Below are 11,696 nucleotides of genomic sequence, written 5' to 3' on the forward strand. Positions count from 1 at the left end.
GCTCAAGGCGACCGCCGACCAGGTCTCCGCGGGGGCGGGGCGCCTGAGGCCCGTGCTCGATGGTATCGAGCGCTCGGCCAATGAGCTGAAGGAGCTCCGCGTGCAGGGTGATCCCACCCAGCTTGCCAAGCTCGAGCCGCAAATCCTTCAGGCGCTGCGCGAGGTCGAGGCCGGCAATGAACGGCTCGGCAAGCTGATGAGCCGGCTCGTCGACGAAGGCGCGGAGTTCGAGAGGCTGATGAATTCGGCTCAGGGTCTGATGACGAGACTCGGCGAAAGCTCCGCAGCCTTGCCTGCGGTCGCCACGCGGCTCGAGACTGCGAGCGCAGGCGCGCAGCGGCTACAGCCAGAGCTGCGGGATCAGGCGATCCTCGACGATCTCTTCGCGCGCTACACGATGGAGCGCGAGCGGGACGTTCATCGCGAATTCCTGCAAGCGGTAGGACTTAAGTCGATCGCCGCGACGCGCCGGGTCGAGGCGGTCGAGACCGCGGATGACGGCATAGAATTGTTTTGACGACGTCGCCGCGTGCTGCGGCGTCAATTTGACGGGTTGGCTTTGCAGGGCGTTAACCGTCGCGGAATACTCGCCGCGTCGGTCATTGTCGCGCCCCAGAGTTGGTTGCAAATACCAGTGAATTTTACGGCGGACATTTCGATGATGCGAGACGGCAAATATGCGGCCTGGTTCAGGACCCCGCGCGGCCAGGGCACGGGCATCGTGCATCTGGCGGACGGACGGATCTCCGGCAGCGACAGCTTCTTCACCTATGGCGGCTCCTATCAGTTCGGTGACGACCAGCGCTTCACGGCCGTCCTGACCACGCGGCGCTATGCCGAGGGGCCGCCGACCGTGTTCGGTCTGGACGAGGTCGAGGTCCGCCTCGCCGGCGTGTGCACCGGTGCGATGGCGACCTGCTCCGGAACGGCCAGGGAAGCGCCCGACGTGATGTTCGAGGTGACGCTGATCTACAGCCAGGAGGATGCGCCGGCGACGGAGGCTCGAGGCGCCGTCGTGAAGCTCAATGACAAATTGCCCAAGGGCCTCGACAGCCGTTCGCGGCCGCGCCAATTTCCCGCGCCTTCCAGGCCTCCCGCATCTTAGTCTTGCGTTGACGCTATCGCAGCGAAGCGGGCTGCGACCGCGCCGCGGCAACGGTGCATTTAGGCGCAGAGATCTAGGATGAGGCGGCAATCAGGGACGGACGAGACCATGCCTCAGATCTGGATGACATACGACGAATTGGCGTTACTCAGCGGCTGTACGGCCGCAGAAGCCAGAATGCGGGCCATCCATCTGTCGCTCGACCGTCGCAAGAGCCGCGACGGTGCAACGCGCGTCAAGCTTGACCTCGCGCTGACGGCCAGGTTCTTCGCGTCCGTTCGCGAGGCGGATTTCGATCTGGACGGCGCCATCGCCGCGCTCCAGAGCACGCACAGGCAGATGGCCGAACTCCTGGCCCCGACCGGGTTCCGCGAGCGCAGGGCAGCGTAGCCCGCTTCGCGCGATATCCTCGGACCGGCGGCGACAGCGACCCCGGTGGTATCTCCGATAGCCTTTGGCGAATCAGGCATAGACTCGTCTCCGGAATTTCAAGCCGGGGCCGGGGTTTCAACCGCATCGGGCCGTAGAGCCTGTAGGAGAATGCCATGAGGAAAGCCAAGTATCGGGTCGGCGTGACGCTGTTGGGAACGGTGATGCTCGGTGGGCTGCTGATCGTCACAACCGCGCCGTCACGTGCGGAGGTCGTCAAGCTGCAGGCCGACCTCAAGGGCAGCAATGAAGTGCCTCCGAACGGCTCGTCCGGTTCGGGCAAGGCCGAGGCCGCGTTCGACACCCAGACCAAAGTTCTGACCTATACGATTACGTTTGCCAATCTGACTGGTCCGGCGATGGGCGCCCATTTTCATGGCCCCAGTGATGCGGGCAAGAACGCCGGCATCGCTTTGCCCTTCAAGACGGTCCAAAGTCCTATCCAGGGCAGCGCCACGCTCACGGATGCCCAGGCGGCGGACCTGTTGGCCGGCAAATGGTACGCGAACATTCATACGGCCGCGAACCCAGGCGGCGAATTGCGCGGGCAGATGATGAAGTAGGGGGATGTCGCCCTAAAGCGCGATGCGATTAGGATGGATCGTCATCACGCTTTAGGTTGTTGCTTAAGCATGATCTTTTCGGAAAACCGCTGCGCACTTTTGCGGATCATGCTTTGGCGCTGAAGATTTGTCAGCGCCGTGGGCCTCAGGCTGGCGGCCGAGGTAAGAAGGCCAGGATCGTCTGGGCGAGGATGACGCCGACGGTGCCTCCTGCCGCCTTCTGCAGCACGTCCAGGAAACCCGGATCACGATCGGGGGTCAGCGTTTGCAGGACTTCCAGTCCCATTGCGACTGCGATGACGAGCGAGCAGGCCAAAGCGAGCCGGCCGGGCAACAGGAAGGCCAGCAGGAAGCCCAACAGGCCATAGGCGCTGAAGCGCTCGATGACGACGATCCAGTAGGCCTCGTGATGCCCCATCAGCGCCGGCCGTCCCGCCAGCCTTGCCAAGGTGGCATAGGCGATGAGGGCAAGGCAGATTCCCGCGGCTGCGATGAGGTGATTTCGACGCATGGCCCACCATAGCGGCTCGAGGGCCATTCCGCTTCGAAAGACGAGAATATCGTTAAAGCGCCTCGTCGTTCTTCCGGGGCAAGGACTGCCCAAAACCTGGCCGCCATCGCCGGCCGGGAGGCCGTGCAGCGAAGATGGTCAGGCCACCAGGACGCCGCCGGCCGGCGCTGCGGATGCGGAGTGGCGGCGTGAATCGACCAACTCGCTGAATTTCGCATAGGGCAGCGGTGCGGCGACGAGATAGCCCTGTCCTTCCTCGACGCCGGAGGCGATCAGGGCGCGGCGCTGCTCCTCGGTCTCGATTCCTTCTGCTACGACCGTCATGCGGAAGTCCTTGGCCAGCGCGACCAACATCTCGACGATCGTCGTGGTCGATGCATCCACGGTGATGGTGTCGACGAAGAACTTGTCGATCTTGATCGTGTTGGCGCCGAGCCCCTTCAGCCGCGACAGACCGCTGTGACCCACGCCGACGTCGTCGATTGCGACGCGGAAGCCGTGGTCGCGCAATTCGGCCACGACGGTCGCGGCGTGCGCGAGATCGTCGAGCTCGTCGCGTTCGGTGACTTCAACCACGATCTGGCGTGCGGAGATTCTCGCCGCCAGGACCGTGCGACGCAGTGTCTCGACGAAGCCGGCACTCAACAGGTGCTTGGGCACGACATTCACGGACATCTTGAAGGTCTTGTCCGCCTTCAGCACGCCCTGCAGTTCGGCGAGTGCCGATTTCAGGATCTGCCAGGTCATCACCTGGATGCGCCCGCTGGATTCGGCCAGCGGAATGAAGTTCATCGGCGGCACCACCGAGCCGTCCCGACGAACCCAGCGCGCCAGAATCTCGCAGCCCGTGATCTGGCCGGTCCTGAGGTCGAAGATGGGTTGGTAGTAAGGCTTGAATTCGCCGGCCGCGAGGCCGCGATCGAGATCGGCGACCGGTCCTTCCATCCGGCGGCTGCGTGCCAGCAGGATGCCGAACAGTGCGCCAAGCCCAAGGGCCACCGCGAGCGCCGGCCAATAGGCCTCGCTGTTCCAGCTCGAAAGCACGGCGTGCTCGAGCCGGATCGTGGCGTGAAGCGGGAAGCGCGTGGAATGCCTGTCGAAGCTGATCGGCTCTGACAGGGGCCTGTCGGCGTCGAGCCGGAATTCGCCGAGCTTCTCGCCATTGCTCAAGGCGAGGATCACCTCGCTGTGTGCGCGCAGCTCGGCGGGCATGAGATCGAACAGGCCGGCGTTGATGCCGACGATGGCGACCAGCGCGGAGCTGCGATTGACGTCCCTGAGCACGCCCAATGCGTCGCCGCCGAACTGCTCCACGCGGAACAGCGAGAGCGTCTTGTCGTGCGAGGGCAGCATGTCGCGGCGATCCGCCCATCCCTTGTCGAACTCCAGCGTCTCGGAATAGGCCGAGCAGATCACCGATCCGTCCGGGTTGACGAGACGGACGTCCTTGATCGCCGAGCGCTGGTAAACGTGGAGCCGGATGGCTTGCAGCGCTGCCGGCGCGCAGCTGGCAAGATCACGGTTGGCGAGTTCGTCGAGGCTGGCCGCGGCGAAATCGACCGCAAATTCGGAGCGGCGCAGAACGACCTCGGTCAGCTCGTTCAGTTGGTGCGCCTGCTGGTGGCGAATGACGCCGTCTGCCGCAAAATGGCCCGCCAGCCCGAACGCCATCGTGCTCGCAATAACGAGCGCCGCAAACGAGAGGTTCGGCCGCTGTAATCTCATCCGGTCCAGGCGGAAATCAGGAGAGGCTTCGTGACTGATCTTGGGAATTGATTTTGGGAATTGATTCTAGCCAGCGGGGGCTAAGATAGGGTTTAACGGGCGGACCGGTCCGGAAGGGCTACCGAGTGGTTGCCTGACTGATGGTCGCGCGGCCCGAGCATTGAAAGTTGAGCAGTATGATCAGGACGTTAAGCCTCCTCCTGTCGTTGGTCGTCGGAATCTCCGTGGCTTGGGCGCAGGGAACCAAAGACCAGCCATCGGGCAATCAGCCCACTACCCGCAGCGGCACGGCGACGAATTCCGGTTCGGACAGCATGGGTGGTGCTTTCAAGGGGACGGGGACACCCAACTACGGCACCAGCCCCGGGATGGGTTCCCAGAAGAAGACGCGCAACTAGGTCTGAATAGGCCGGGCGGACTGAAGGCAGGACGCTTGGTCGCGCTCATCGGGGGCGGGCGGAGACGGCCTCTGGATAAGCTCTGCCTGACCTGTCGGTGTGGGGCGCGGCGGGGTCACTGGCGACCCGCAGCCGAAGCACCACAAAAGCGATGTTAATCGCCAGCCAAATCAACATTGCGGAAATGGCAAAATGGACCACTGCCAGACCTCACTGCGAAGTCTGGATAACACCCAGTGATTGCTTTGGTTCCGTCCTGCATTGTGAAAAGCTGGACGGGTCCTCGACGAACTGTTTCCAAGACTAGCCCTTCTTCCCGGTCTTAGGCTTCAGCGAAAGACCAAGCCGCAATGCCATGCGCTTGATCGCATCAGGCGAGCGTCCGAGAACCTTCGCCGCCTCTTCCAGCGAAGCCGAAGACTTGGCCAGCTCCATGAGCCGGCGGTCTTCTTTGAACGACCAGGGCTTGCGCGCCATAACCGAAATCATCCTCTTGTCGACACAACGACAAAGCCGCCAAGCGACCCATGTTCGCTCGACGGCTTTGCTTGGGTGGGGCCGGGCTTGGGGGAGCCCGGTGCGAAGATGGATATGCGATCGGTGAGACTTCGCAACAAACAACGCGGATTAAGCTAACTGCTCAACCTTACCGCGATGAAATCGACGCGCGACGCTCCGTATAACCACGGTGTTTCGCTGGCGAATCCGATGCGCGCCTTCCGACGGTCGCTTTCAGCCGCGCCGGTCCAACGTTTGAAGCGCCAAATGAACGAGGGTTCATGGTGTCGGCCTGTCGAGTTCTGGTAAAAAGAACTGAGCCTCTTCTCCGCGCTCTGTGCCCTCGCGTGCCGACCAATCTTCAAGCATCACGTTGCACAAACTTCATCTTCGTCTGACAAAAGTTTCAGCGGTGACGATCTTGAAGTCGACACAACGAAAAGATGAAAATGAGCGCGGGAGGAACGTTCCGGCAAACGTGGGAACATTCCAATGTTAGCTGCCTTGGTTTTGATTTCGATTTTCGCCGCGGGCTTTGGCTGCGGCTATGGCGTACGGGCGTGGCGTTCGCGGAAGCGATCGGCACGATATCGTCTTTACGCACCCTATACCCCCGCCTCGATGGAAGCCGGTCGTACCCAGCGGCCATCGTAACCGCGGGACTGCGCGCGTATTGCCCCATGGTCGTGGCGAAGTAGAAATAACCATGTGCGGTTAGGTTAATCTGTCGCCGTCCTTGAGGGCCCAGGAAAGGCAACCTAAGACGGATCAGTTCATTGCGAATTCGAGTCCTCTATTTCCGGAGGGCGCGCGGGTAGGCGTAGATGACGTGGCTGATTGCGTTGCTGGGCGCGACGACTTGCGCTCTTATTTTGATTGCGTTTGTTTGTAGCTATGGCCGGCATCTGAGAGATCTTCCAGGTCCTTGGATCATGAGCGAGGGTCATTCAAATGATTGATCAACGGCAGAACGCGCCGCGCAGATATTTTGTTGACGCGCAAGGGCATCGTGTTCTGATAGGCCTGTCGCTGGAGGAGACGGCGGAATTCGAGGCGCTGGATCTTGCACCGAAGGAAACGGTGCAAATCGTGGCCGAAGCCCGCGCAGGCACGGGAGCGGCCGCGGTTGACGACGTTCGGTGGCTCGAGCTCTATTCCAAGCACGAAGGAGCCTGGCGGGCCTGGATCGCACAAAGCCAGGCGGGGCGGACGCAGGATTTAGGCTTTGTTAACTATGCCTGACCGATGGTAGCGGCTTAGATCTCGAAAATGGGGATGGCCCACATGTTTCAGCTGTTCCTGAGAGCACGCGCGCACAACCTCCTCGGCTCCCGCCGTGAGGACAAGGGCTTCAAAGCCCGCTCCGCCGAGCGTGATGCGGAGACAGACCGCGCGAGGGTCGACGCCGTTATGGTCGCCATCGACACCGCGCTACGAGATGCGGAGAGGGAGCAGGTCGGCCTTAGTCGACGTGTCGATGACGCGCTGGCGCGAGCATCCGTCACCTTTGGAAACGGCACCGACGAGTACCTCGAGCGGGAGGCGCTCGACAATCATCACCAGGATCTCTTCGCGGCGGACATCTCCAATGGCCAGCGGCGGCTCAAGGAGCTGGCAAGCACCATTGCTCACTTGAAGTTCGTCAAGACCGCAATGCTCACGCGTTTTCCGAATTTCAAGCCGCCGCAGCTCAACAGCTAGTATTGGAGCTCTTGCTGCGCGCGCTCGGCCATCCTTCGAGACGCCCAGGGCAGACCGCGTGACAATTCGGCGCCGCTTTGCCGTTTGGCGCGTCGATCCTTTTTGCTATGGTCCCGGCAAGCATTCACGCTTCGAGGGAGCAGCAAGGTGCCGGTCAGGAATATGCGAAGGTTGGTTGGATTGGCATGCGTGTTGACGTTGGCTGCGCCGGCGACGGCGTCGGCCATCACTGCCGAAGTGGCGCGCGCATGCGAAGCGGCGGTGGCCAAGGCCTTTCCGCCCAGGCAAATCGGCAACCCGGCGGCCGGGAGTGCCAAGGGAACGGCCAAGGATCAGCGCGCATACTTCCAAAAATGCGTCGCGAACAACGGTAAGGTCGACGACGCTCCGGCGGAGCCGAAGGACGGCAAGCCTAGTAAGTAGCGGCCGTCGATCTAACGCGGCGGCGGGCAGGGAGAATAGAACGCGCCGTTCGCCGCGTTGATGCGTTCGACGCATTGGTTGGGATCGGTGATCGTCCCGGCCACGGTGAAATCGTAGCCGATGCCTTTGACGACGACGATGTAGCGGCCCGGCGAAAGCGTGAAGCCGTCCTGCTCCGGTTGCAGCAACAGCATCCTCTGCTGATCCTCGACCGGCCCCACTTTGTAGGGGTAGGACATGCTGCGAATGACCCAGGAATCGCCCGCGCTGACTATGGCGGCCTTGCCGGAGGCATCGACGCCCATTGACCGGGACACCTTCGCGACGACTCGAACCTCGGTCACGCTTGCCTCAATGCTTCCGTCCGGCCTGAACACGATGAAGTTGACATCTCCGCTTGTCAGGGTCGTTGCACTCGGCGTGTTGATGGCCGCCGAGATCGCAACGCGGCGGTCTGGAATCTTCCCGGGGACCGGCTTCAGTTCCTGGAGTTGCCCCTCGTTCAGCGCGTAGACGCCGAAGGTCGTCGGCAAAGGCATGGAGGGGTGTGCAGGTGGCGCCGGCTCCTTTGCGCTGTCGGGCGATCGTTCGACACTCGCGCTCTCCGACGGGGACGGGGCGGTGGCCGGCCGGGGCTCGGGGTTGCCCGGCGCGCGCTCGGATGGCAGCACCAATTGTGACAGTGCGGCCACGTGCGTCCTCAAACGCGGCCAATAGATCACCGCGCTGCTGGCGCTGGCCATGAGCAGGAGAATGCCGGCCAGTCGAACCAGGAAAGTGAAGGCGCCGCTCCGCTTGGGCCGATCCGGCGATCGCGGCGAAGCCACGGGACGGCGCGCGGCTTCCGCGTCCTTCGCAGCAGGCGGCGAAGCGGAAACGGGTAACGATATCGGAATAGGCGGGGGAGCGGGGGTCTGGACGGACGGGGGAACCGGAGCTGCGGTTGCCGCAATTTTTTGCGGCTCAGACGCGGCGCTACGCTCGAAGGAACGCTCGACCTCCTTGATGGCACGTTCGAGGACTTGCTGAAACTCGCGCGATTCCCGCGCGTCGGCATGCGTAAATTGCTCCATAAGCTTGACGCGCGCCAGCTCATAGACGATCTCCCGCATCTGCCGGGGATCGTCGGATACGGCGCGGATGCGGCTCGACAGGAGACGGATAAACCCGGCTTTGATCTGTTGCGCCGAGGGAGCGTTGGCTGCAGTTTCACCGGAGTCGGTCATCAAGGCCGATCAAGTAGCCCGGATAGGGCTATTTCGCTAGGTCTTTCCGCTTCAAACGTCTCGAGTTGAGCCGGTTTGGCTTCGATTGGCGGGTCCGCAAAGGCCTCGCGCGGTGTTCGAAGGTGCTTGCTTTTGGGCGAGAACCTGTGACATTTCGCCAAGCTCTTCTCTTTCTGGTGCTCGACCATGCGCGGCGTTCTAGCAGTCCTCACGGTTTTGACCTTCGTGGTTTCGCCTGCCGTTGCGCAAGGGACCAAGGATCAGGCCAACACCACGAGCTCGAGCATCATCACGACCCCCACGAAAAAGGCGCAGACCAATCAGGCTGCCTCGCGGCCGACCGCCGTTCGGAACCTTTCAGGCAGGCTGCCTGCTGGAAAGTCGGCCCAGGGTGTCTGGCGAGACGGCAAGCTGGTTGCCGTCCCCCGCTAAGGTTCACCCAACGAACCGTGAAGGAACGGTGATCGCCTCCCTGACGTTCATGCTCGGGAGATATCGTATGAAACGACCAGTTCTGATCGCCATTGCGTTGCTTGTGCCCGCCGCTGCCTGGGCCCAGGGCGTCAACGATCCTTCGACGCCCAACCGCAACGTGACCATTGTCAATCCGTCGCAGCCCGCGCCGCCCAACGCGACGCGTAACATCCCGAGCCGGATCGAGCCCCCCGTGACGAGGGGCGGCGGATACGCCCGACCCTATCACGGGAATAGAACCCGGGGCAGTGGCTCTAGCCGCCGTTAGTCGCGCTGAACACCGCCAAGACGCAGGGCCGGCTATTGCGGATTGACCTCGACCTCCAGTGTCGATGTCCCCGCAACCTGACGGTTCTTGCCCGAGATCAGCAGCGTGAACTTGTCGCTGCCGGGCGCCCCGGCTTCTGCCGAATAGCGGAAGCCGGACCCAACCACCGCCAATTGTCCCCGTGATGGCCCGCTCACGACCGATACCTTGAAGATCTGCATGTACGACCAGCGCAGGCCCTGGATGCACTCCGCGCCAGGTGCGATCGACATCGTCCATTTCACCGTATCGTGCGACAACGCGAACGGCGTCCGTTCCTTGATGCAGATGGGGCTCGCCTGCGCCGCGAGGCCAGACATGGCGGACGCCGCGAGGACAACACCTGACAGCAATACCGGTCCTGTACGCATTCTCGGCAACTCCACCAGCTTATGCCGAAATCTAACGGCGACGATTTAACGTGGTCTTGGAGCGCAGCTGTTTGCCTTTGAGCCGCTCATCACACGTGGATCTCGGAAAGCGCGATCATCCGGTCGGCTCTCTCCAGATCCTGCCATCCTACCTCTGTTTTGCCCGACGGATCAAATCCGATTTCGGGAAAGGCGTAACTGATTGAAATGGTTGGCGCCGGCTACTGTGCATGGGGTTGTTTTCGACTTTTGATGGGACGGCGCAGCGTTCCTAAAATCTTGCAATTGGCAGCCGCATGAGCTGAAGTTGAGGGGGCCGCTGGATGCTGCTCGGCCCGTTTGGGAGTCATCGGAGTGCGATACATTCGCGGCAAGTCCACATCGGATCGCTGGATATCCGGGCGCGCGCCGGTTCAGGCGGCCGTGGCCGCCGCTGTCGGATTCGCCCTCTCTGCCTACCCGCTCTCATGTCGTGCTCAGACTGAGCCGGAGCCATCCATCAACGACTATCTTCCACCAAGCGAGCCGGAAGTGACGCGCGACGAATGGCGGCAGCGGATCGAGGACGCACGGCGCCGAGCCAAGGAAGCTTCGCGCGAGCGGCGGGAGCATCCCGAACTCTACAAGCCGATTCCGGAAGATCCGGACCTTGTCGCGACCGAACGCCTTCTCCGCGACGATAGCCTGCAGCGAGGCGATATCGTCACGACCAAGAAGGGCATGTTCGTCTATCAGGGGCGATCCGACCAACCGCGCCGCGATCAGGACTTCGTGCCGGTCAACCCGAAATCGGTGCGCTGAAATTCAGTACCGCCGCAAGATCTCGTTGAACTTGGGATCGGTCACTTTCGTGGTGTCGAGCAGCAGCGCCTTGCCTTGCGGAGTTGCCTGCACATAGGCCGCGATCAGCAGCGGCTCGTAACGCGAGCGATTGGCTAGCGCCGCGCGGATGTCGGATTGCGCCAGCAGCTTGATCTCCTCGTCCGTTGCAGCCGCGCCCGAGGTCACGGTCCGGACGCGAGCGAAGGCGACGTCGATCGGCACCGATCCGGTCAAGTAGGACATCTTCACAGCCGGCGTCGCCGCTTCGCCAGCCTGCGCCTGCAGCGTGCCGAGCGTGAGCCAGAGCGCGGGCCTGATTGGTGATACTTTCAAGGCAGCGACGACGGCGCCTTGGGCGGCCTTGTTCTCGCTGGCCCGCCCGGCCGCATCGGTTGAAGGACGGTGCAGAACGTCAGCGGCCAGTGCCGCCGCGTAGTTCGCGAGCAGGTCCCCATCCAGCGAAACCGATGCCAAGACACCGCCGGCGGCCAGCTTGGCCTTCTCGGGCGGAATCTCGCCCGAGAACAAATCACTCGCGCGAAAGTTCGGTCGGACGAGATCGCCGTAGAATTCCATGCCGGCATGAAGCGCCAGCACGATCGCGGTGCAGATGCCGATGACGCGAAGCAGGAACATGCGGTTCATGGTGAAATCGACGAGGCCTGTGAGGGCGAAGCGAGCACGGGATTGAAACGAGAGCAGGGCTCTTAAATTGCGAGCAGACTATCACCTTGGATCGTCAGCAGCGTCAAGTTTCCGGTCGCATAGGCGCCGGTGTCGATGTTGATGCGGTTCGGGCGAATATCGGGCACGCTGACCGGCGTGTGACCGTGGACGATATATTTGCCGAAGCGCTCCTCGGACGCCAGGAATTCCTCGCGGATCCAGAGCATATCCTCATCCTTCTGGCGTTCGAGCGGCACGCCAGGCTTGACGCCGGCATGGACGAAGAAGAAGTCGCCGCAGGTAAAGGACGAAGGCAATTGCTGCAGGAACGCCAGGTGCTCGGGCGGTAGTGCGCGCCTCAGTCCTTCGATCAGCTCGACCTGCTGCTCCGCGGACGGATTCATGGTCGGCGTGATGCCGTAGGAGACCAGCGTCAGCAGGCCGCCATAGTGGCGCCACTCCTGCAGGCGGGGCGGG

General features: G+C 62.5%; 13 protein-coding genes and 2 pseudogenes. 8 read left to right on the top strand and 7 right to left on the bottom strand.

Features of this window, described 5'->3' with window-relative positions; all coding sequences use genetic code 11:
- From IC66_RS0125725 to IC66_RS0125740, 4 genes and pseudogenes are all read left to right on the top strand, one after another.
- Positions 1 to 517: pseudogene (locus IC66_RS0125725) on the top strand (chemotaxis protein); the annotation flags it as partial.
- A 141-nt stretch (positions 518 to 658) separates the two neighbouring features.
- Entirely contained in the window at positions 659 to 1,105 is a 447-nt protein-coding gene (locus tag IC66_RS0125730) for a hypothetical protein (RefSeq protein ID WP_038949580.1), read from the top strand.
- A gap of 108 nt (positions 1,106 to 1,213) precedes the next feature.
- Positions 1,214 to 1,495 (top strand): hypothetical protein, encoded by a 282-nt coding sequence (locus IC66_RS0125735; RefSeq protein WP_038949581.1) that lies wholly within the window; start codon positions 1,214 to 1,216, stop codon positions 1,493 to 1,495.
- 155 nt (positions 1,496 to 1,650) lie between these two features.
- A complete protein-coding gene (locus IC66_RS0125740; RefSeq protein WP_038949582.1) occupies positions 1,651 to 2,097 on the top strand; it encodes a CHRD domain-containing protein in 447 nt (148 codons plus the stop codon).
- 145 nt (positions 2,098 to 2,242) lie between these two features.
- Here IC66_RS0125740 and IC66_RS0125745 read toward each other — a convergent pair whose 3' ends face one another.
- The 3 genes from IC66_RS0125745 to IC66_RS47800 form a co-directional block, all read right to left on the bottom strand.
- A complete protein-coding gene (locus tag IC66_RS0125745; protein ID WP_018317055.1) occupies positions 2,243 to 2,608 on the bottom strand; it encodes an antibiotic resistance protein VanZ in 366 nt (121 codons plus the stop codon).
- 138 nt (positions 2,609 to 2,746) lie between these two features.
- On the bottom strand, positions 2,747 to 4,333 hold the full coding sequence (locus tag IC66_RS0125750; RefSeq protein ID WP_038949583.1) for an EAL domain-containing protein: 1,587 nt from the start codon (positions 4,331 to 4,333) through the stop codon (positions 2,747 to 2,749).
- A 701-nt stretch (positions 4,334 to 5,034) separates the two neighbouring features.
- On the bottom strand, positions 5,035 to 5,208 hold the full coding sequence (locus IC66_RS47800; RefSeq protein ID WP_162832246.1) for a hypothetical protein: 174 nt from the start codon (positions 5,206 to 5,208) through the stop codon (positions 5,035 to 5,037).
- Between the two features lie 972 nt (positions 5,209 to 6,180).
- Here IC66_RS47800 and IC66_RS0125765 point away from each other — a divergent pair.
- From IC66_RS0125765 to IC66_RS0125775, 3 genes are all read left to right on the top strand, one after another.
- On the top strand, positions 6,181 to 6,471 hold the full coding sequence (locus tag IC66_RS0125765) for a hypothetical protein (RefSeq protein ID WP_028142313.1): 291 nt from the start codon (positions 6,181 to 6,183) through the stop codon (positions 6,469 to 6,471).
- 42 nt (positions 6,472 to 6,513) lie between these two features.
- Positions 6,514 to 6,930 carry a hypothetical protein gene (locus IC66_RS0125770; RefSeq protein ID WP_028142314.1) on the top strand — a complete coding sequence of 139 codons (417 nt, stop codon included), beginning with the start codon at positions 6,514 to 6,516 and terminating at the stop codon, positions 6,928 to 6,930.
- 189 nt (positions 6,931 to 7,119) lie between these two features.
- Complete coding sequence (locus IC66_RS0125775) at positions 7,120 to 7,353, top strand: hypothetical protein (RefSeq protein WP_244429161.1); 234 nt, start codon at positions 7,120 to 7,122, stop codon at positions 7,351 to 7,353.
- Positions 7,354 to 7,364: 11 nt separating this feature from the next.
- On the opposite strand, the gene IC66_RS0125780 is transcribed toward IC66_RS0125775, so the two are convergent.
- Together IC66_RS0125780 and IC66_RS0125790 are read right to left on the bottom strand one after the other, a co-directional pair.
- Positions 7,365 to 8,579 (bottom strand): hypothetical protein, encoded by a 1,215-nt coding sequence (locus IC66_RS0125780; protein WP_038949585.1) that lies wholly within the window; start codon positions 8,577 to 8,579, stop codon positions 7,365 to 7,367.
- A gap of 774 nt (positions 8,580 to 9,353) precedes the next feature.
- Positions 9,354 to 9,731, bottom strand: coding sequence for an Ig-like domain-containing protein (locus IC66_RS0125790; protein ID WP_038949586.1), 378 nt, complete (start codon positions 9,729 to 9,731; stop codon positions 9,354 to 9,356).
- Between the two features lie 354 nt (positions 9,732 to 10,085).
- Here IC66_RS0125790 and IC66_RS0125795 point away from each other — a divergent pair, with 354 nt between their 5' ends.
- The gene (locus IC66_RS0125795; RefSeq protein WP_244429162.1) at positions 10,086 to 10,532 is read left to right on the top strand and encodes a hypothetical protein; all 447 of its coding nucleotides are present in this window, start codon (positions 10,086 to 10,088) and stop codon (positions 10,530 to 10,532) included.
- Positions 10,533 to 10,535: 3 nt separating this feature from the next.
- On the opposite strand, the gene IC66_RS0125800 is transcribed toward IC66_RS0125795, so the two are convergent.
- Both IC66_RS0125800 and IC66_RS0125805 read right to left on the bottom strand, forming a co-directional pair.
- Positions 10,536 to 11,198 (bottom strand): hypothetical protein, encoded by a 663-nt coding sequence (locus IC66_RS0125800; protein ID WP_038949587.1) that lies wholly within the window; start codon positions 11,196 to 11,198, stop codon positions 10,536 to 10,538.
- 62 nt (positions 11,199 to 11,260) lie between these two features.
- Positions 11,261 to 11,696, bottom strand: a pseudogene (locus tag IC66_RS0125805) (serine/threonine protein phosphatase); the annotation flags it as partial.

It is taken from the genome of Bradyrhizobium genomosp. III (assembly GCF_000261705.1).
GTDB lineage: Bacteria > Pseudomonadota > Alphaproteobacteria > Rhizobiales > Xanthobacteraceae > Bradyrhizobium > Bradyrhizobium ottawaense.

Excerpts from the sequence above, each read along its gene's own strand:
- IC66_RS0125735 (WP_038949581.1), top strand. The coding sequence starts at position 1,214 with ATGCCTCAGATCTGGATGACATACGACGAATTGGCGTTACTCAGCGGC.
- IC66_RS0125765 (WP_028142313.1), top strand. The coding sequence starts at position 6,181 with ATGATTGATCAACGGCAGAACGCGCCGCGCAGATATTTTGTTGACGCG.
- IC66_RS0125745 (WP_018317055.1), bottom strand. The coding sequence starts at position 2,608 with ATGCGTCGAAATCACCTCATCGCAGCCGCGGGAATCTGCCTTGCCCTC.
- IC66_RS0125770 (WP_028142314.1), top strand. The coding sequence starts at position 6,514 with ATGTTTCAGCTGTTCCTGAGAGCACGCGCGCACAACCTCCTCGGCTCC.
- IC66_RS0125750 (WP_038949583.1), bottom strand. The coding sequence starts at position 4,333 with ATGAGATTACAGCGGCCGAACCTCTCGTTTGCGGCGCTCGTTATTGCG.
- IC66_RS0125790 (WP_038949586.1), bottom strand. The coding sequence starts at position 9,731 with ATGCGTACAGGACCGGTATTGCTGTCAGGTGTTGTCCTCGCGGCGTCC.
- IC66_RS47800 (WP_162832246.1), bottom strand. The coding sequence starts at position 5,208 with ATGGCGCGCAAGCCCTGGTCGTTCAAAGAAGACCGCCGGCTCATGGAG.
- IC66_RS0125780 (WP_038949585.1), bottom strand. The coding sequence starts at position 8,579 with ATGACCGACTCCGGTGAAACTGCAGCCAACGCTCCCTCGGCGCAACAG.
- IC66_RS0125800 (WP_038949587.1), bottom strand. The coding sequence starts at position 11,198 with ATGAACCGCATGTTCCTGCTTCGCGTCATCGGCATCTGCACCGCGATC.
- IC66_RS0125730 (WP_038949580.1), top strand. The coding sequence starts at position 659 with ATGATGCGAGACGGCAAATATGCGGCCTGGTTCAGGACCCCGCGCGGC.
- IC66_RS0125740 (WP_038949582.1), top strand. The coding sequence starts at position 1,651 with ATGAGGAAAGCCAAGTATCGGGTCGGCGTGACGCTGTTGGGAACGGTG.